Here is an 18,291-nt window from a genome sequence, read left to right as displayed (position 1 = left end):
CATGGCAAACGAAAAATCGAATAACGTTAGAATTTTACAGTCGACTCAAAAGAATAATTTACCGCCTTTAGCTCATGCTGCGATTGGCTTTCTTGTTGGTGCAGCGGTCATTATTGTTGCTGGCCTGGGATATTTTTATCTAAGTTCTGACGATCAGCCTGCAAATACAGAGATGACTACTTCTACCTCAACTGAAGATAAAACTGAAACTGAGGTATCCGCTGCGCCCCGTCAAAGTGAAAATGAACAAGCTTCAGCTGAAAAAGCACCGCAAACCGTTCATGCAACTGAAGAAAAAGATCCGGATAATGGTTTATATTCGAATGATTTAGCTACCGCTTTCAATCATGGAAATACAACAAAAGTGACTCAGCCTGTTCAAGCTGTAGCGAATAACCGTTCGCCTTTTGAAATTACCCAACCGCAGCGCCCTGTTGTAGCTGCTACAACAACCGTTAAACAACATATTCCAACCACATTAGCAAAACCTAAAGCTGCGCCAACAACAGCCAAGGTGACCAAGCCTACAGAGCCATCTACGAAAGCAGTAAAAGAAGATGAGCACTTCGAAGAACCGATGGGCGGAACGCAAATTTCTGAAACCAAACGTCCAAAAGTGGTTGCTGCAACAAGCACTGCCAATGCGACTGTGAGCGCTACAGTTTCTCCATGATCATTTTTTTGGTTAGTTGTTTCTTTGTCTTAGCACTGGTGACAGTGCTTTGCTTTTCTTATGAGCTAAGAATTAAAGTTCAAGATTTTTTCTTTCAAATTATTCCACAAAGTAAAAAAAGAATTCAACACGCCAAAAATTTTGCTTATGAACTGAACTATGCTGCAGCACCACAACAGATTCAATCACACTGGCATTTACAACAATGGTGGATTTTATTTGCAGGCTTTTTACTGTTTGCCAGTATTTTATTATTTGCTTTTACTCGCCCGATTACTGCAAGTAAAGTAGAAGCAGATTATTTACGCAAAGTCGATCCTCAAATTTACTCGATGCTCGATGGGCAAGTTTTAGATGCACCTCCTGAAGTCGAAGAATATCTTGTTCAAGAAGCAATTGCAGAAGAAGCTGCAATGATTGAGCAGCCATCTGTTATGGCCTCAAGCTTCAATCCAGAAGTTCAAGATATCCATACGCATTCATACTCTACGGATGTGCCTTCAGCAGATCGTAAATGGCATAAAATGAACCCTCGTTATAAGCAGCGTTTATTGATGGTGTTCAAAATCATGCGTGAACAACATGGCTATGAAATGATTTTGCTTGAAGGTTATCGTAGTCCAGAACGTCAAAATAATTTAGCCACCAATAAAAATACCACTCGTGCCCGTGGCTTCCAAAGTTATCATCAGTTTGGTTTAGCAGCCGATGTCGCCTTTAAACGCAATGGAAAAGTGGTCATTACTGAAAGAGACCCTTGGGCTATGCGTGGTTATCAACTTTACGGTCAAGCCGCTGAGTCTGTCGGTTTAACATGGGGCGGACGCTGGAAATCCATTCAAGATTATGGCCATACAGAATATCGTATGCCAGGCCTGAAAAAAACTGCAGAGATGGCGGCACTACTCACCTCTGAAGGTCAGCTTCAAGCCAATAACATTTCGATTGAGTAATATTTCGATGTTGTGCCTTCAAAATATAATTGAAGGCACATTGTATTATTCTAGATAATTTTGTATTTGCTCTAAAACGTCAGTTGTTTTATCTGCATGTAACCAATGGCCTGCGCCTTCTATCTCTACAATTTTCGCATGTGGAAATTGTTGTTCTATCGTATTGGTATGTTCCACTTTTGAAATATAAGGTGACTCTCCACCTTTGATGAACAATACAGGCTGTTGCCAAGTATTTTCAATATTTTCCCAACCAATAATCTGGTCATATTGTTTATACAACGCATCTACATTAAACAACCATTGTCCTTTGCTAAAAGACTTGAGCAGAAACTGTATCACCATATCGAAATGAATATACTCACGCATAATTTCAACCGCTTGTTGTCTAGATTGAATTTGTGCATTTTGTACAGCAATCAAAGCTGTAAAAATTTCATCATGATGACGTTCTTGATATGCAAAGGGCGCGATATCCAATACAACAAGTTGCTCTACCCGCTCTGAGATTAAAGCCAATTGCATTGCGACCTTGCCACCCATGGAATGGCCAATCACTGAGAACTTATCGATGCCAATCGCATCTAATGTCTCAAGTACATCGTTTGCCATCTCACGATAATCCATTTCTGTACTTTGAGGTGATTTACCATGGTTTCGTAAATCAAGCTGAATGACAGAATGTGAATTTTGAAAAGCTCTGGCAAGCATCCCTAAGTTACTGAGGCTGCCAAATAAACCGTGAATAAAGACTAGTGGATGCGTTTCGCCCTCTAATTTTTGATGATATTCGTAATTTAGGATCATTTTTGAATACTTTGCTATGTTGATATTATGATGCCTAGTTGATGGAATGAAATCAAATGACAGTTAAAAATTATTAGTCTTACTTAGGCTATTTGTATGTGGTATATGATTTAAATTGCTTAGGCTATTTTATAAATAAAATAGCCAACCGCAATCAACCTAAAGGATTTTTGTCTTTAATTTGCAGATTTAAAGTGATTAAAAGGAATTTTTAAATAGCGAATACCATTCCCTTCTGGTTTTGGAAATTTACCTGCATCCATATTGATTTGTATTGCAGGTAAAATCAGTTTTGGCATAGCCAAATTTGCATCACGCTGAGTTCGCATTGTGACAAAATCTTCTTTTTTCGTACCAACGTGAATATGAATATTCTGCTCCTTTTGTGCATGTACACTGCTTTCACAGCAGTATTCTGACCGATTTTCTGGTAAATAGTCATGGCATAAAAACAAGCGCATTTCAGGTGCTAACTGATAAATCTTTTGTACTGAATCGAATAATACTGCTGCACTGCCCTTGGGAAAATCACAGCGTGCTGTGCCATAATCAGGCATAAATAAGGTATCACCGACAAACACAGCATCATCACCAACCACATAGCTCAGACAAGCAGGTGTGTGTCCAGGCGTTGGAATGTTATACGCATTTAACTCGCCGATTTTAAATGCTTCATGATCTGCAAATAAATAATCAAAAGACTGATGTGAATTAAAATATTTCACATCAAAATTATAAATGGCGCTGAATGTTTCCTGCACAATCTTGATGTTATGGCTCATCGCAATTTTGCCACCAAGAACCTGTTTTAAATATTGTGATGCCGTTAAGTGATCTGCGTGCACATGCGTTTCTAAAATCCATTCTACGCTTAGGCTATTTTCTTGGATATAACGAATAATCAAATCTGCATGCTTAGTTTGAGTAGTTGCGGAAGCAGCATCATAATCCAATACACTGTCTATAATCGCACATCGATTTGTTTGCGGATCAGATACCACATAACTAAATGTATTGGTATTTTCATCAAAAAAATGTTGTACCTGTGCACGATTTGACATTACTTTGCTCCCGAAATTTTACGATGTAGATAGACGCCTGCAAACATCGCTATAACAAAATAAATCGCTTGATAATAACCAAGACCGATCAAAGTAAAGGCTGGCGCAGGACAAATCCCAGCAATCCCCCAACCTATTCCAAAGATAACACTCCCCATGACGAGTTTTGCATCAATTTGATTATTACTCGGTAATTCAATCGCCTTCCTATCAAAGGTTGTCGGTTTTGATTGACGAACGGCCATTTGAAATGGAATAAATGCAACTGCAATGGCTCCCATCATCACAAAAGCTAAACTCGCATCCCACTGCCCTGTAATATCAAGGAAACTTAAGACCTTTTCTGGATTAGACATGCCCGAAATCATTAAACCTAATGAGAAAATTCCACCAAAAATAAAAGCCAATATATTTTTCATCATTAAGCTCCGATTACATGTCTCATTACATAAACTGTGATAATCCCAGCCAACATAAAACTAGCAGTTGCAAAGAATGAACGCTTAGAAAGACGACTAATACCGCAAATGCCATGACCGCTAGTACAACCTGAACCTAATCTCGTTCCGAATCCAACCAATACCCCGGCAATGATCATCATCCATGGGCTTGCATCCAGTTCAATTGTCACAGAGGTCATTTTCCCGTAGATAAAAGGCACAATAAAAAGTCCCGCTAAAAACCATATCGCAGGTGTTTTTAAAATCGTTTGAGGATTCAACATTTGCGCAATTAAACCACTGATACCGGCGATTCGACCATGTACGTATAGGTAGCCAACTGCGGCTAGGCCCAATAAGGTCCCGCCGAGAAAAGCGGTTAGAAATGGATGCATATTCATCAGCCACAAAAACAATATATGTTTTTATAATATGTTATTTAAAAAAAGATGCAAGCTCTCCAACCGAAATATTCGTTCTGACTTGCCTTTTCCTGATTGAAAAATTTAACGCTTCAAGAGTGTTTGATTAGTTTTATTTAGAATTAATTTATAAACTTGAAAAATCACGAAATATTTCCTCGGAGATTTTTCAATAAAGGCTGTTTATTATGAAGTTAATTGAAATAATAGATAATTTATAGATCAATACTGATATCGCTGAGTGCATCGCTCACCCATGTTAAAGCATCTGAACCCAATTCTATAATATTCGAACCAATTTCAGCTAAGTCAGTCAAATCTAGAGAAGATAAAGGATCAGATGATGTATTATTTTTTTGCTGTTCTTGTTCAGCTTGCTGCTCAATGGCTTGATCAAGATGAGTTTGATCTAATGGAGATGAGTTTGAATGTTGTTGTAATTCATAGTCGTTATTTTGCATAGGTTCATCCTGTTATTTTGTTTTTTATTACGTTCAGTTGATATTAATTTGGCTCAAACTCTTTGAGCACCTTATCTACAAACCACCAAGGTAAACGCTGAATACCTGAATTCATCTTTAAAATTTCAGCTTGTTCAATTTCCGCAATGAAAGAAGCATGCTGTCCATCGGCAGAGTTATCAAATAAATAACTACGATCCGTTGCTTCTACCGCCTGCATTAACAGATCCATACTTCGATAATAACGTTCGCGAATTTTTTGTTCTGGCACACCATGTCCACCCGTTTTCACGCGGTACTGAACACGTGAAATATTGATAACAGGATCAATAGTGGAAACATAATATAGATAGGTTCGAAAGCCTTTTCTTTTTGCTTCGCGTAGAAACTCCACCTTGGAAATATGGGACATCACCGTTTCAAAGGTAAAACTAATTTTTAGTTCTAAAAACTGCAAACGGATGTAATCGATAATTCTTGCACAAAGATATGAATCAATCTGATCTGGATGAAATTCAATTTTCCAGGGATCTAATATCTGAGGTTTACGTGCTAATAGCGGAATAAAGTCTCCATCAGCGGGACGTTTTTTCGTATCGAGAAAGTTAATTAATGCTTCTGATTTTAAAGCGGGATGATAATCCAACAAATTGAGCCGGTGTGAATGTTTCAGTTGAGCTTCAAGTTCATCCGCGTTTAAATATGCCCCAATATGATGGGGCAATAAATATTCTTTAACTGTGCTTTTACCTGAACCATTTGGACCCGCGAACATTCTAATGCGAGGCTGTGGAGGCATGTATTAAACAATTTCCTCTATTTTCTTTTTACGTTTTAAAATTTTAGGTAGATCATCCACTTGTACAAAGTCGGCTGAAACATCTTTTATTTGTACTTCTTGACCATTTTGCAGACGTTGAACCAGTTGTAGACCTTTTACATAAACCACAGTGGATGACGCACTTGCTTGTTCAAAAGCATGGCGAAATGCATGTATAGCAAGGCCTGGGATCATATCATCCTCATATTGGCTTGCTTTCATTACTGAAGTATAAGCTGTCATGTAAACAACTCCTCAAACATCAAAAATAATGTGTTCAATCATCTTATCATACTCGCAATATTTGTCTATTTATCCATCAACCATACTGAGAGAAACTCGATAAAAATTCAAAGTGATTAAATCATTTGATTATCGTACTCGAATAGAATGTCGTATATGAGTAAATGTGTGCGGATGCTACATCATGAATCATGTAAAGGTTATCCACGTTAGATTTATCACCGAATAGAATCCAAAAAGTTTTAGAAGAAAAAGTTTACGTCTCAATTTATTTTGTAGGACTCGAACAAAACGCACTTTCGTTTAGTCCAGACGACTGCATACTTTGTTGCTGTTGTTGTAAATAATGCTGTGAAGCCACTTGCATTAGATTGGCCATTTCAAGAGCTGAATTTTGTTGAGAGATTTCTAAAATCTGTCGATATGCATTCAATCTTAAACAAAAAGCTTGAGTTTGCTGCTGACCAGTTGCTGTAGAGGCTGGGTCATCCAAAATGGCTTTGGTTGAATTAATTTGCTCAGTATATGCTTTTATCTGAGCATTATATTCAGCTTGAGTCAGTTGTGGAGTAACCGCTTCATTCACATTTGCATATGCTACAGAAGCAGTAAACACAGAGAAAATAAGGACATAAAGTTTATACATCAACGGAGAATGCATAAATTAAGCCTCATCACCTTCTTTCCAGACATCTTCATAATCATCAGCATCGATCATAAAACGATAGCCTACATCCAAAGCTAAATACGGTAGCACTTCAGGCACAACATCTTGCAGTTTACGCACAGTCATTGTTTCAAAGTTATCTGCGCCTTCAAGCTCACCACCATAAATATACCAACTGACATTTTCATCACCTTCTGCAGGCTTACGAATACCAACAATTGGATCTTTATTTAAGGTATGAACAGCCACCGCAATTACATCATCGCCCTGCACTTCTACATATGCAGAACCCACTTCTTCACATAAAAGTTTTTGTTCTGCAATCAATTCTGCCAAAGGTGATGAATTTTGCGTATGTTTTGCCATGTTTGTTCTCAGGCCATATAGGTTTCGGGCATTCTACCGTGAATTACACTTATATAGATAAATTTTTTCCGCGGGAAAGCATTCGAGCCTTGTTTTATCAATTCATTTATAGAAAAAGACTCAATGCGGTAGATTCCACCTAAAAGTATAAACAAGAAGAAAGGAAACTTATTCAACACATATACCGCTAAAACATAGAAATAGACGAATAAAAAATAGAATCAGCATGCAAACAGCAAGCTTCTTTACCACCACAGATTTAACTTTTGCCAATGCCTGTGCAAATTTGGACAAATACCCGATTTTCCAAACTTACATGATTTATGAAAGAAATCGTCAATGCCTTGCACGTTTCATAGATTCAAAACACTGACTAGAAAATACACAGGATGGTTAATACGCTTATATATAGGTCTATAAAGTATGACTTAGCTAGGCAATAAATGTTCATCATATCTAAAGCTGCCTACTTATAAGGAAATGCTCCCACAGAATATTTAATTCGCTAAGGCAAACAAAATATCTAGCTTGAGCCCTATCATCTATGAAAAAAATTTCATTGGCCTAGAAATATGCTTTATAAACCATAGAAAAAGTAACTATCTTTTAATTTTTATATACTTAGCACACAAACCTGATTTATGCTTTCAAATAACTCGATTGAAAACTGAGAACAATTTAGATTCCTTTACGCGTGAAATAAGTTAAACCTTAGAATTTTTTAAGTCGCTGTATAAATACCATCTTTACGACTATGCTTGCGTAGGCTGTTCAACTGACGATCTATAAGACAAATGTACAAGCCATCTCACCTTTCAAATCATTTATACTGGTTATTGCTAAACGCATGCACCACGATAAAGCAAGTTTACACAAAAGATATCAACAGTTTTAGCCAATTGGGTTTAAAATGATGTCCTACAATATAATGATAAAAATGTAATTTTTTAACATTGCCAATTCTATGCAAAGTTCGCATTATATAGCCCATTCTCGGCACATGCTTTTCACGTCAATTCAAAGAAATTATAAAAAAAATGTGGAATTTTATGCCATAATGAGCAAACTTTGCAGGTATCTTGCAAAGTAAATTTGCAACTTTTTATTGGAGCAGGCTGAATGAGCTCGACCATTTTGGTCATTCATGGACCGAATCTCAACTTACTGGGAAAACGTGAACCCGAAGTTTACGGCTATCTGACACTTGAAGATATCAACCAAAAACTGATTTCACAGGCTCAAAACGCTTCCATTTCTCTCGACACTTTCCAAAGTAATTGGGAAGGCGCTGTCGTCGACCGAATTCATCAAGCGCAACAAGAAGGCGTTCAATTCATCATTATTAATCCAGCAGCCCTAACACATACTTCGGTTGCTGTGCGTGATGCCCTTCTTGGTGTAGCCATTCCGTTTATCGAAGTACATCTATCAAATGTCCACGCTCGTGAAGCATTTAGACATCACTCCTATCTATCTGATAAAGCCGTTGGCGTTATTTGTGGTTTAGGTGCAAAAGGTTATGCCGCAGCACTAGACTTCGCCATCGAAAAAATTCAACCAACTTCTCAATCTTAATTAGGAATACTGTTCATGGATATCCGTAAAATCAAGAAACTCATCGATTTGATGATTGAATCTGACTTACAGGCGATTGAAGTTAAAGAAGGCGATCAATCTATCGCTCTAACTCGTCGCAATCCAGTTGTTGCTGCCGCTGCGCCTGCTATGGCTGCTCCCGCCGCTGCACCTGCTGCACCTCGTTCACCACGTGGTGCTGTTGAGCCGTCTCCTATGGTTGGTGTGTTCTATGCTGCGCCAAATCCAGGTGAAGCACCATTTGTTAAAGTTGGTCAAACTGTATCTGCTGGTGAAACACTCGGTATCATCGAAGCAATGAAAATCATGAACCCAATTGAAGCAACTCAAAGCGGTGTGATTGAAGAAATTTTGGTTAAAAATGGCGAAGTGATCCAATTCGGTCAACCATTATTCCGCTATCGCGCTTAAGACCACGGGGAATCACAATGTTGCAAAAAGTTTTAATTGCAAACCGTGGTGAGATTGCGCTCCGCATCACCCGCGCTTGCAAAACTTTAGGAATTAAAACCGTAGGGATTTATTCCGATGCCGACAAAGACCTAATGCACTTACGCTTCTGTGACGAAGCTGTGTGCATTGGACCAGGTGCCAGCAGCGAAAGTTATCTCAATATACCTGCCATTATTACAGCGGCTGAAATCACCGGTGCAGATGCCATCCATCCAGGTTATGGTTTCTTATCTGAAAACGCTGAGTTTGCTGAAATTGTAGAAAACTCAGGTTTTATCTTTATCGGTCCGCGTCCTGAACACATTCGCTTAATGGGGAACAAAGTTTCTGCCATTATTGCGATGAAAAAAGCTGGTGTACCAACTGTTCCGGGTTGTGACCATGCTGTAACGATTCACAATGCATTGGCAGAAGCCAAAGAAATTGGCTTTCCATTGATTGTAAAAGCTGCCTCAGGTGGTGGTGGTCGTGGTATGCGTATCGTTGAACGTGTAGACACGCTACTCGAATCTGTACAAGCTGCTCAACGTGATGCGGAAATGTGGTTTGGTGACGACACCGTTTATATGGAACGTTTCCTTCAAAAGCCACGCCATGTCGAAGTGCAAGTTCTTGCAGATGGTAATGGCCATGCAATTCACCTTTATGATCGTGACTGTTCATTGCAACGTCGCCATCAAAAAGTGCTTGAAGAAGCGCCTGCACCGGGTTTACCTGAAGAAGCACGTGCGCATATTCTTGAAGCGTGTGTAAATGCTTGTAAATTAATGCAATACCGTGGTGCTGGTACATTCGAGTTCTTATTTGAAGAAGGTGAATTCTTTTTTATTGAAATGAATACTCGTGTACAAGTAGAACATCCTGTTACTGAGCAAGTAACTGGTGTGGATATTATCGAGCAACAATTACGCATTGCTGCTGGCTTAGGTTTGGATCTTCAACAAGAAGATATTCAACTTAAAGGTCATGCGATTGAATGTCGTATTAATGCAGAAGATCCATCTACATTTATGCCTTCACCGGGAAAAATCGATCATTTTTATGCACCGGGTGGCGCAGGTATCCGACTAGATTCTCATATCTATCAAGGATATAGCATCCCACCATACTATGATTCAATGATTGCAAAACTCATTGCGCATGGTAAAGACCGTGACACCTCTATTGCGCGTATGAAACAAGCTCTCGAAGAGATTATCTTAACTGGCGTGAAAACCAATATTCCCCTACATAAAGATTTGATTCTTCAAGATAAAAATTTCTGCGAACAAGCAATGGATATTCACTATCTTGAAAAGCATCTATTAAAGAAAGTCGAAGGACATGAAGATAAATAAATCTTCAGCGTCAAAAAAACCACTCAAATGAGTGGTTTTTTATTTTCATAAGAAGAAATATCAATATGTCATGCTTAAGGCAATACTCGACGCAATGTCGCAAAACACTGCTGAGCCTGATCATTGGCACAGAAATTAATAACCGATGGACTTTTCCACTTTACAAAGTACTGTGAAATTTCGCCGGTTTGATCTTGAATATTGCCCGAACAATCCATCTGATTATTGTCATATTTCACTTGCAAAATCAGTGCTGGAATTTGCACATTCGGATCTTGCGCAGGTTGATAGTCATACACCCCTGATGACCACTCTTCACCGCTTTTAATCACAACATCATTATTACTCTTAAAATTATAATATTCGACGCACTTTTTATTGGTCGGAATTTCCATGCCCCATAAGCCAACCAATTCAGAACGTGTTGTCACCCTAAAGCTATTCACCGCTTCAACTTGATTTTTAGCCTCTGAATTTTGAGTTGTATTCTTATTATCTGCCGCCATCACCAACGATGAACTCAACATGAGTAAAACTGTAAGATATGCTATTTTCATACATTTAATCAGTCATATAAATCATGCTCTTAAAGTAACACATTTTTTTACAAATCCGCGGTTTATCACATTTTCATAACAATCATTTTTCATCTTTATCCAGAAAATCAATCTTCGTTAACGAAACTACAAATCAGCTAAATGCCAAACAAATCACACTATTTACAATAAAATAATATAAAATCATTTTTATCGTTTAATATACGAAAAAAACGAATTCTCCCATATTTAACTTAGGCTTACATAAGCTAATGAAACTGCATTCGAATAGTCTTGCTCCGCTTAATACACGCCACAGCATGGCTTTTGTCATAGTCGCTGCAGTTATTTTTTGCTGCTGCTTAGTCGGTATTTTCAGCCGCCCATTAAGCTATTTAGCGATTTTTTGGCCTGCGAATGCAGTATTGTTAGCATTATTCTGAAGGTTCCCCAAACTCAGTAATCTGGGAGGATGGTTAGGTGCATTTACCGGTTATATGCTCGCCGATTTAGTGACGGGCAATTATTTCCAACTCACCCTATTTCTCACTTTTTCGAATTTAACCAACAGCATGGTATCGCTATTTTTTATGCGATATTTTCAGGTGAACTATCAAAACTATAATAAAGGTTTAACCTTTCTGACCATGATTGTCATCGTCGCCTGCGGTGGATGTCTTGCGGGTGCTCTTTTTGCTATTTTCACCGTACCTTATATACCCAATACGTTTATGTCGACCAATCGATTGTCGATTGATTTTGGTATGTGGTGGATTACCGAAATATTAAATGCGCTGATTATATTACCGCTTATTCTGTCTTTTCCTAAACTGGCCGATCTGAAACTTTATTTCAAAGATCGACGTCATCAAAGCTTTCAGATCAATAAAATATTTCCGGCAATTGCAGTTGTCTTCTGTGTATTTTTAACAGCAGTTTCTACAGGCCCAGGGGCAATTCTCTACCCTTTAGCGGCTCTAATTTGGGCAGCATTAACCTATCGATTATTTACCTTATCACTGATTAATGCCGTGGTAATTTTAGCGACCTATTACAATTTAAATGCGTTCTACTTACACGATTCTTCGCTTGCCTATTTATCGACAGCAATTTCAGTCCGCATTGGCCTAGCCATGCTGATTCTCTCACCGTTGATTCTTTGTATTATTAGCCGAAATCGGCACGAACTATATAAAGAGGTTTTATACCTTGCAAATCATGATAGTTTAACGCATGCGATGAATCGTCGATATTTTTTCGAGCAAGGTGAACTTTACCTACAAAACCAAATTCAGCTTAACTTTTCCATTATCATGATGGATATTGATCATTTTAAAAAATTGAATGATCAATATGGGCATTATGTCGGTGACCAAGTTTTACAAGAATTTTCGAGTATTGTGCGTAAGAATTTACGTGAAACTGATTTATTTGCACGTATTGGTGGTGAAGAGTTTAGTGTATTACTCACGAACATTGCAGCACCTGAAGCTCAAGGTATTGCTGAACGTATCCGAAAAGTCGTTGAAACTACGCCTATCATCATTGATGAACAAAATACGATTTATATTACGGTGAGTATTGGTCTGATCCATCAGTCTTTGCCCAATGCTCCAAGTTTACAAAGTATGATTAATCAAGCCGATCAGGCCTTATATCAAGCCAAAGAGCTCGGTCGTAATCAGGTGATTTTAGTTCATTGAGATTTATCAAAATACTGAATTGTTTCAAGCTAGCTTTTGGATCGTTTTAGGCAAACCCACGACCAAAAACATGGCAGGTATAACCACCAGTCCTGCGATCATAAAAATAACGGGTCCCGAAAGCATGTCCCAATATCGGCCTGCTAAAATACTACCACTCGCAACACCTAAGCCCCACATGGTACTGTATAGCGCTTGACCTCGCCCTTGTTGACTTGCGGTAAAATTTTGAAAAATGATTCGCATCGCGATTAAGTGGAATAACCCAAAACTAAAGGCATGAATCGTTTGCGCAGCAAATTGAGTGATAAACACCGTCGGATATAAGCCAACTATCAACCATCGCATCCCTGTTAGCCCTAGACAAATGAGCACTAAGTTACGCCAAGAATATCGATTAAAAAAGACATTGGCATAGGCAAACATAATGATTTCTGCAATGACTCCGACAGACCATAAAAAACCGATTTGGCTCGTCGAAAAATCAGCTTGCTTAAGGTAGTTACTATAAAAACTATAAAACGGCGCATGTGAAAAGAGCAGAAAAAATTCAATGATAAAAAAACTCTCTACAACAGGCCGTTTTAAGATAGGCCAAAGTGGTTCAAGTTTTTTCTGAGATGATGGTGCAGTAGCGGGCTCTTTAATCGTAAATGACCAAATAAATGCGAGAAATGCAATGCATAACAACATGATAGGAAGCATTGAAACAGGTATAATTTCTAGCAAAGCCCCTATTCCAAATACTCCAACAATGAAGCCAACTGATCCCCATTTTCTGACTTTTCCATAAAGTTCTGCACGACGCTCAGCTAACCAAAATAAAGTTACCCCTTCAAATTGAGCCAATATGGCATTTTGAAAGAAACTAAATACCAACATGAGTAATGCAACAGACTGAAAACTGTTGGGAATTATAAAAATCAGAAACCAAATACAGGCTTCCATCCATGTTGCAATTCGGACTAAAAGCATGCGCTTGCCGGATTTATCTGCAATCCAACCCCAAATAAATGGCGCAAAAAAACGTGTCACAATTGCAATCGAAGATAAAACACCAATTTCTTGATAGCTAAACCCTTGATCCTCTAAATACAAACTCCAATACGGCATGAATGTACCCACTATTGAATAATAGAAAAAGTAGAATCCACCGAGTTTGGATTGGATTGGAATGTTAAGCATCAAACTGTATTCCTTAGTATTTACAGTAAGTTATAAACTTTTCAGAGTTGTATGCTTTTGCATCTAAAAGGCTTGGTTAGGATATGACGAGTATACAAATTTATTTTAATTAAATTATTTAAAAATTTGTACAATTTTATCAAAATATCAAATTTCCTCATTATTCTATTTATTAAACAATATGTTATTTTTACTTATAAAACTCTCATATGTTAATAAAAACCGCCCATTTGGGCGGTTTTTTATCTATTGGCTCTTAGTTCGAACTAAATTTAAAAAATGCAGATGACGCTCATATTGATCAATGACATCTTGCAAGATATCTTCTTGCGTCCATTCGATGATGTCATAATTTTGACCACCTTCCCTCAAAAATACTTCAGCTTGATAATCTTGCGTAATTTCTCCTGAATCAATCATAAAGCTTGGTGTATTTTTTTCTTGGACAACTACTTGGTAGATAAAGTTAATCTCATCTTGGTGGTTTACACGAAGCTGCAAGCCATCATCTATCGTGTTTACCGTCACATCTAAATGACGACGCTTAAACTCTTTCTGTAGATTTGAAAATGCCTGGCTTACCGTTGTATCAATATATTGTTCAACTTCTTCACGTGTATGCGGATAATGCATAATCAATCCTAAACGTTGCTGCCAACTTCTTGGATTATGAATTGCTCTAGGTGTAATACGCGCATCCTGTAATGCTTGCATCTTGGTTGCATCTAAATGTAGAGCTTTGACTAAGCCCCAGCAAATTAAAAGCATTACAAAAGTGAATGGTAATGCACTCAACATTGTTGCAGATTGCAAAGCACCTAAACCTCCTGCAAACAACAAAACAATCGCAAGAACAGCCATTAGAGTTGTCCAAAACAATCGTTGCCATGTTGGGGAGTTCTCAGATTTAGCTGTTAAATAATCTGTAACAAGTGCACCAGAGTCCGCTGAAGTCACAAAAAATAGCATAACCAATATGGTCGCAACAAAACTCATAATGCCTGAGAATGGCAAAGTTCCTAAATACTCAAATAGCGCAACGGATGAGTCTCGTTGTACTGCAGAAATCAGTGAGGTATTCGCTTCGTTTAAGATGCTATAGAGTGCAGCGTTGCCCATCACTCCCATCCAGATCAGCGTGAAGCCTGTTGGTATAAGTAAAACACCTACAATAAACTCACGAATAGTACGTCCTTCAGACACACGCGCAATAAACATACCTACGAATGGCGACCATGAAATCCACCATGCCCAGTACATAATTGTCCAACCACCAATCCAACCATCAGATTGATAGGCATATAAATTAAAGGTCATGTTAAATAAGTTTGAAAAATACTGACCAGCATTTTGTATAGTCGCTTGCAATATAAATATTGTTGAACTAGCAAAAAATACAAATAATAAGAGGGTTAATGCTAAGCCTAAATTGATCTCTGATAATCGTTTAATACCCTTGTCTAAGCCCATAAATACGGACAAAGAGGCCATAGCTGTAACAATGACAATTAGAATTAGTTGCGTCGTCGTTGAATATTCAATCCTGAATAGATAATTCAGGCCGGAGTTAATTTGGGTTACACCAAAACCTAATGTCGTTGCGACACCAAATACAGTACCGATCGTCGCAAAGGTATCTACACCATCACCGATTGGACCATAGATTTTTTTTCCTATGAGAGGATATAACGCAGAGCGAATTTTTAGAGGTAGATTGTGTCTATAAGCAAAGTAAGCTAACGCTAAGCCAACGATGGTGTAGATTGCCCATGCATGAAGTCCCCAGTGGAAGAAGGTTACGCGCATGGCTTGCTGCGCTGATTGGATCGTTTCAGGATCACCAGTTGGAGGTGATACATAGTGCATCACTGGCTCCGCGACACCGAAAAACATTAAGCCAATACCCATACCAGCAGTAAATAACATAGCAAACCAGGAGCTATTACTATATTTTGGTTGGCTATGGTCTAAACCTAATTTAATTTTACCCATATTTGAACAGGCAATATAAATAAGCACTATTAGAAAAATGGCTACAGATAACACATAGAACCAACTGAATGAGTTTGTAACCCATTGATTTAGTTGTTTAGTAATTAGATCAAAAGCATTGGGAGCTAAAAATACAATGGCAATGAAAATGCCGATAATAACAACTGTGCTAATAAACACATTTGGATTCACATTGGAATGCCATGACGGTTTCAATGAAGACATACCTTCCCTATTCCGTTTTATTTGTAAGACAGATCAAAATTGATCAAAGAGATATCCGCTAACTGCGGAAGAAACAGGCTTGTAAAGATGAGTGCTGGCGATTGTAATTTCGCTCTATACGATAAATATTAAAAATATTCATGTGCATAAATTGAAAATTAAAGGCTGACTCAATCTAAGCCACTGTTTAGAATGTGCACATGTTATCATATTTTTAGATACTAAATTAAATATTAAGCAATTTATTAAATTAAGAAAACGATCAATTTAATGTCTTCATTCTAAATTCATTATATTTATCAATATCATTTTTCTTAATTTCTTATAATTTTCCAATTAATACAAAACTCAAAAAACCACTTTTTGGTGGTTTTTTGAATATTTTTTATCACTTATATAATTTCATCTGGTTGGTTTTGCTTCGGTTACTTTCTAAGCTATCCAGATAAAGTAAGTTTAGCGAACTGCTTCAACATGCAATTTATAATTAACTGTTCTATTATTCCGTGCCGTATTCCGCATTTGGTAGATCTGAATCAAATAATTGCCTGATTCTGGCAGCTTGAATTTTCCAGATGCTCCTGTTGTAGATCCAATCACCAAAGCGTCTGCTTTTCCTGGTTTATCACCAGGAGCATATATATTAATTTGGGCTAAATCATGATTGCTTGTCAGCTTATAGCTTAAAGTTTGTCCAGCCTTAGCATTCAAACTATACTGAATGTCATCGTAGCCTTTAAATGATCCTGCAACTGTAGTACCAATAGCACCTTTTGCAAACTGAATGGGTTTTACTGGTGCAGCAGATACACTTGGCGAAACCGCCGCAGACAAAGCCAAAGTTATTGAACCTAACAAAGTTAATTTTTTCATCACTATGTGCCATTTTTAAATTGATCATTTTTAATCATGTGAAATTCTAAACTTCATCAATGATTTTTCATTTATATCGTAAGATGTACGAAGCACTTTTGCCATTTCCTTTTGTTATCCATTGATATAAAAAAACCGTACGAAGGTGGCTTATTTTTTACTTGAGCAGTCCGTATCTTGCATGTGAAAGTGTCTGTAATTCAAACATGTGGTCGTAATCATAGTTTGGCATTATGAATCCACATTTTTACTTACGTTTGATATGGCACTGCTCATAGAGAACATATTGTCGTTGAGCATGCTCATCAGTAATGAATTGAGTAATGCTGGGCTATGTGTGTTCCACCACGCTTGAAAGACTCGTGCATGTACGCAGAGCATTTCTAGGAATTGTTTTTCATCTATATAGATATTTCCTTTTGACTTAACTTCTAAAGTTTCTAGGTAATTTACTGCGTCGTGGAAATGAATGGGCAACAGATCGCTATAACGTGCGATGCGGAAGTGTTTTTTGTGACGTGACCACATTTCTGCATGTACTTTGCGTTCACCTTGGGCACGTCGGTCGATAATTTCTTTGAGTTCTGCTTGCTGCTCTGCGTTGATTTTTACTCGTGTGTCGATTTGCTGTTTTAGAACTTCTTTTTCCAGTACATCGAGTACCCATTTACGGAATTCTTTAGCGACTTGTGTGAGGGCGAAGATTGCTATTAAATGAGAGCGCCACGTTAAGAAAATATTCGTAACACCCAATTGGGGTAAAGCACCTTAAGGTGCTTTTATTAGCGGTAACTCTTATTTCCTCCGGAAGTATAGCAATAACGACCACCTCTTGGACCATAACAATACGAGCCTGAATCACAAGAACAACCTTTAGAATATGTTTTTTTAACTTTTGTGTTAGGTTGACTCTTTATATGCGAGGAATAACTGTTCTTCACTGTACTTTTTGAGTATAGATCACCTTTAAGAAAGCAGTTTTCAAATGCGCATAAATATTTGGATAAAACCCATTTAGGACTTTCAAATTCTTTTGATAATCTTTCCCACTGATCTTTTCTATCATATATTAGAACGGCATCACCTCTTGCTAACTTTTCTACAATTTCCCCATTTTTAGGATTGTTTCTAACATTAAGAGTACTGGTATTTACATATTTCTTTGCTAAAGGATAGAATTCTTCTTCATTTAATTCCAAACCATCAAAAGCAAAACTAAATGATGACAATAGGATTAGAGATAGCTGTAGAATTATTTTTTTCATTAAGCATTACTCAAGATTAGATTTCTTTCATAAGTCATTTTTCACTCAGCTCCAAGTTATAAATTCCAGCAATTAGATTGAATCTTAATGCTAGTCTTTTGCCTCGATTGCGATATCGCTCAGCAAGAATTTTGAAGGTTTTCAAACTGCCAAATACATGCTCAATTCCAATTCTTCTTTTATTGATTTCCTGATTATAGATTTTTAGTTCGG

The 18,291-nt window shown here is 37.6% G+C and carries 22 protein-coding genes and 1 pseudogene; 7 read left to right on the top strand and 16 right to left on the bottom strand.

Annotated elements, in window-relative coordinates; genetic code table 11:
- Position 1 precedes the first annotated feature (1 nt).
- Both FTU36_RS04900 and FTU36_RS04895 read left to right on the top strand, forming a co-directional pair.
- Positions 2 to 673, top strand: coding sequence for a hypothetical protein (locus FTU36_RS04900; RefSeq protein ID WP_180116904.1), 672 nt, complete (start codon positions 2 to 4; stop codon positions 671 to 673).
- Complete coding sequence (locus FTU36_RS04895) at positions 670 to 1,626, top strand: M15 family metallopeptidase (RefSeq protein WP_180005377.1); 957 nt, start codon at positions 670 to 672, stop codon at positions 1,624 to 1,626. The genes FTU36_RS04900 and FTU36_RS04895 overlap by 4 nt, the downstream gene beginning before the upstream one ends.
- Positions 1,627 to 1,671: 45 nt before the next feature.
- Here the strand turns inward: FTU36_RS04895 and FTU36_RS04890 are convergent, their stop codons facing one another.
- The 9 genes from FTU36_RS04890 to FTU36_RS04850 form a co-directional block, all read right to left on the bottom strand.
- A complete protein-coding gene (locus FTU36_RS04890; RefSeq protein WP_180116903.1) occupies positions 1,672 to 2,433 on the bottom strand; it encodes an alpha/beta fold hydrolase in 762 nt (253 codons plus the stop codon).
- Between the two features lie 176 nt (positions 2,434 to 2,609).
- Complete coding sequence (locus tag FTU36_RS04885) at positions 2,610 to 3,494, bottom strand: MBL fold metallo-hydrolase (RefSeq protein WP_168379489.1); 885 nt, start codon at positions 3,492 to 3,494, stop codon at positions 2,610 to 2,612.
- Positions 3,494 to 3,913, bottom strand: a complete 420-nt coding sequence (locus FTU36_RS04880; RefSeq protein ID WP_168379500.1) for a DUF6691 family protein — start codon at positions 3,911 to 3,913, stop codon at positions 3,494 to 3,496. Before FTU36_RS04880 ends, FTU36_RS04885 begins: the two co-directional genes overlap by 1 nt.
- Before the next feature lie 2 nt (positions 3,914 to 3,915).
- The gene (locus FTU36_RS04875) at positions 3,916 to 4,329 is read right to left on the bottom strand and encodes a YeeE/YedE family protein (protein ID WP_168379490.1); all 414 of its coding nucleotides are present in this window, start codon (positions 4,327 to 4,329) and stop codon (positions 3,916 to 3,918) included.
- A 242-nt stretch (positions 4,330 to 4,571) separates the two neighbouring features.
- Positions 4,572 to 4,817 carry a hypothetical protein gene (locus FTU36_RS04870; protein WP_168379491.1) on the bottom strand — a complete coding sequence of 82 codons (246 nt, stop codon included), beginning with the start codon at positions 4,815 to 4,817 and terminating at the stop codon, positions 4,572 to 4,574.
- 43 nt (positions 4,818 to 4,860) lie between these two features.
- Positions 4,861 to 5,616: a zeta toxin gene (locus FTU36_RS04865; protein WP_257224788.1), complete on the bottom strand. Its 756-nt coding sequence runs from the start codon at positions 5,614 to 5,616 to the stop codon at positions 4,861 to 4,863.
- A gap of 3 nt (positions 5,617 to 5,619) precedes the next feature.
- A complete protein-coding gene (locus tag FTU36_RS04860; RefSeq protein WP_180064169.1) occupies positions 5,620 to 5,880 on the bottom strand; it encodes a hypothetical protein in 261 nt (86 codons plus the stop codon).
- A gap of 268 nt (positions 5,881 to 6,148) precedes the next feature.
- The gene (locus tag FTU36_RS04855) at positions 6,149 to 6,541 is read right to left on the bottom strand and encodes a hypothetical protein (protein ID WP_180005522.1); all 393 of its coding nucleotides are present in this window, start codon (positions 6,539 to 6,541) and stop codon (positions 6,149 to 6,151) included.
- A 3-nt stretch (positions 6,542 to 6,544) separates the two neighbouring features.
- Positions 6,545 to 6,913 (bottom strand): hypothetical protein, encoded by a 369-nt coding sequence (locus FTU36_RS04850; protein WP_078190788.1) that lies wholly within the window; start codon positions 6,911 to 6,913, stop codon positions 6,545 to 6,547.
- Between the two features lie 226 nt (positions 6,914 to 7,139).
- On the opposite strand from FTU36_RS04850, the gene FTU36_RS04845 reads away from it, so the two are divergent.
- The 4 genes from FTU36_RS04845 (at position 7,140) to accC (ending at position 10,299) form a co-directional block, all read left to right on the top strand.
- On the top strand, positions 7,140 to 7,286 hold the full coding sequence (locus FTU36_RS04845) for a hypothetical protein (RefSeq protein WP_180116902.1): 147 nt from the start codon (positions 7,140 to 7,142) through the stop codon (positions 7,284 to 7,286).
- Between the two features lie 746 nt (positions 7,287 to 8,032).
- Entirely contained in the window at positions 8,033 to 8,488 is a 456-nt protein-coding gene (aroQ, locus tag FTU36_RS04840; protein WP_078190789.1) for a type II 3-dehydroquinate dehydratase, read from the top strand.
- A gap of 15 nt (positions 8,489 to 8,503) precedes the next feature.
- Positions 8,504 to 8,920 carry an acetyl-CoA carboxylase biotin carboxyl carrier protein gene (gene accB, locus FTU36_RS04835; RefSeq protein ID WP_078190790.1) on the top strand — a complete coding sequence of 139 codons (417 nt, stop codon included), beginning with the start codon at positions 8,504 to 8,506 and terminating at the stop codon, positions 8,918 to 8,920.
- Between the two features lie 17 nt (positions 8,921 to 8,937).
- On the top strand, positions 8,938 to 10,299 hold the full coding sequence (accC, locus tag FTU36_RS04830; RefSeq protein WP_078190791.1) for an acetyl-CoA carboxylase biotin carboxylase subunit: 1,362 nt from the start codon (positions 8,938 to 8,940) through the stop codon (positions 10,297 to 10,299).
- Between the two features lie 74 nt (positions 10,300 to 10,373).
- Here accC and FTU36_RS04825 read toward each other — a convergent pair whose 3' ends face one another.
- Entirely contained in the window at positions 10,374 to 10,856 is a 483-nt protein-coding gene (locus tag FTU36_RS04825) for a hypothetical protein (protein ID WP_078190792.1), read from the bottom strand.
- A 251-nt stretch (positions 10,857 to 11,107) separates the two neighbouring features.
- Here FTU36_RS04825 and FTU36_RS04820 point away from each other — a divergent pair.
- Positions 11,108 to 12,538, top strand: a pseudogene (locus FTU36_RS04820) (diguanylate cyclase).
- Between the two features lie 24 nt (positions 12,539 to 12,562).
- Here the strand turns inward: FTU36_RS04820 and FTU36_RS04815 are convergent.
- From FTU36_RS04815 to FTU36_RS04790, 6 genes are all read right to left on the bottom strand, one after another.
- Complete coding sequence (locus FTU36_RS04815; RefSeq protein WP_180116901.1) at positions 12,563 to 13,723, bottom strand: MFS transporter; 1,161 nt, start codon at positions 13,721 to 13,723, stop codon at positions 12,563 to 12,565.
- Between the two features lie 246 nt (positions 13,724 to 13,969).
- Complete coding sequence (locus tag FTU36_RS04810) at positions 13,970 to 15,940, bottom strand: choline BCCT transporter BetT (RefSeq protein WP_180116900.1); 1,971 nt, start codon at positions 15,938 to 15,940, stop codon at positions 13,970 to 13,972.
- Positions 15,941 to 16,396: 456 nt separating this feature from the next.
- The gene (locus tag FTU36_RS04805; protein WP_168379498.1) at positions 16,397 to 16,813 is read right to left on the bottom strand and encodes a DNA breaking-rejoining protein; all 417 of its coding nucleotides are present in this window, start codon (positions 16,811 to 16,813) and stop codon (positions 16,397 to 16,399) included.
- 231 nt (positions 16,814 to 17,044) lie between these two features.
- Positions 17,045 to 17,566, bottom strand: a complete 522-nt coding sequence (locus tag FTU36_RS04800) for a hypothetical protein (RefSeq protein WP_180116899.1) — start codon at positions 17,564 to 17,566, stop codon at positions 17,045 to 17,047.
- A 29-nt stretch (positions 17,567 to 17,595) separates the two neighbouring features.
- Positions 17,596 to 18,078, bottom strand: coding sequence for an SH3 domain-containing protein (locus tag FTU36_RS04795; protein WP_180009663.1), 483 nt, complete (start codon positions 18,076 to 18,078; stop codon positions 17,596 to 17,598).
- A 34-nt stretch (positions 18,079 to 18,112) separates the two neighbouring features.
- On the bottom strand, positions 18,113 to 18,291 hold a 179-nt coding region (locus FTU36_RS04790; protein WP_180003507.1), incomplete at its 5' end, for a transposase.

The organism is Acinetobacter sp. YH12096 (genome assembly GCF_013419215.1).
Lineage (GTDB): Bacteria > Pseudomonadota > Gammaproteobacteria > Pseudomonadales > Moraxellaceae > Acinetobacter > Acinetobacter amyesii.
Note: the sequence above shows the minus strand (reverse complement) of the source record. Positions and strands in the feature narration are given on the sequence as shown.

Bases quoted from the DNA above. Each gene is read 5' to 3' on its own strand.
- FTU36_RS04900 (WP_180116904.1), top strand. From the start codon at position 2: ATGGCAAACGAAAAATCGAATAACGTTAGAATTTTACAGTCGACTCAA.
- FTU36_RS04895 (WP_180005377.1), top strand. From the start codon at position 670: ATGATCATTTTTTTGGTTAGTTGTTTCTTTGTCTTAGCACTGGTGACA.
- FTU36_RS04890 (WP_180116903.1), bottom strand. From the start codon at position 2,433: ATGATCCTAAATTACGAATATCATCAAAAATTAGAGGGCGAAACGCAT.
- FTU36_RS04885 (WP_168379489.1), bottom strand. From the start codon at position 3,494: ATGTCAAATCGTGCACAGGTACAACATTTTTTTGATGAAAATACCAAT.
- FTU36_RS04880 (WP_168379500.1), bottom strand. From the start codon at position 3,913: ATGAAAAATATATTGGCTTTTATTTTTGGTGGAATTTTCTCATTAGGT.
- FTU36_RS04875 (WP_168379490.1), bottom strand. From the start codon at position 4,329: ATGCATCCATTTCTAACCGCTTTTCTCGGCGGGACCTTATTGGGCCTA.
- FTU36_RS04870 (WP_168379491.1), bottom strand. From the start codon at position 4,817: ATGCAAAATAACGACTATGAATTACAACAACATTCAAACTCATCTCCA.
- FTU36_RS04865 (WP_257224788.1), bottom strand. From the start codon at position 5,616: ATGCCTCCACAGCCTCGCATTAGAATGTTCGCGGGTCCAAATGGTTCA.
- FTU36_RS04860 (WP_180064169.1), bottom strand. From the start codon at position 5,880: ATGACAGCTTATACTTCAGTAATGAAAGCAAGCCAATATGAGGATGAT.
- FTU36_RS04855 (WP_180005522.1), bottom strand. From the start codon at position 6,541: ATGCATTCTCCGTTGATGTATAAACTTTATGTCCTTATTTTCTCTGTG.
- FTU36_RS04850 (WP_078190788.1), bottom strand. From the start codon at position 6,913: ATGGCAAAACATACGCAAAATTCATCACCTTTGGCAGAATTGATTGCA.
- FTU36_RS04845 (WP_180116902.1), top strand. From the start codon at position 7,140: ATGCAAACAGCAAGCTTCTTTACCACCACAGATTTAACTTTTGCCAAT.
- aroQ (WP_078190789.1), top strand. From the start codon at position 8,033: ATGAGCTCGACCATTTTGGTCATTCATGGACCGAATCTCAACTTACTG.
- accB (WP_078190790.1), top strand. From the start codon at position 8,504: ATGGATATCCGTAAAATCAAGAAACTCATCGATTTGATGATTGAATCT.
- accC (WP_078190791.1), top strand. From the start codon at position 8,938: ATGTTGCAAAAAGTTTTAATTGCAAACCGTGGTGAGATTGCGCTCCGC.
- FTU36_RS04825 (WP_078190792.1), bottom strand. From the start codon at position 10,856: ATGAAAATAGCATATCTTACAGTTTTACTCATGTTGAGTTCATCGTTG.
- FTU36_RS04815 (WP_180116901.1), bottom strand. From the start codon at position 13,723: ATGCTTAACATTCCAATCCAATCCAAACTCGGTGGATTCTACTTTTTC.
- FTU36_RS04810 (WP_180116900.1), bottom strand. From the start codon at position 15,940: ATGTCTTCATTGAAACCGTCATGGCATTCCAATGTGAATCCAAATGTG.
- FTU36_RS04805 (WP_168379498.1), bottom strand. From the start codon at position 16,813: ATGAAAAAATTAACTTTGTTAGGTTCAATAACTTTGGCTTTGTCTGCG.
- FTU36_RS04795 (WP_180009663.1), bottom strand. From the start codon at position 18,078: ATGAAAAAAATAATTCTACAGCTATCTCTAATCCTATTGTCATCATTT.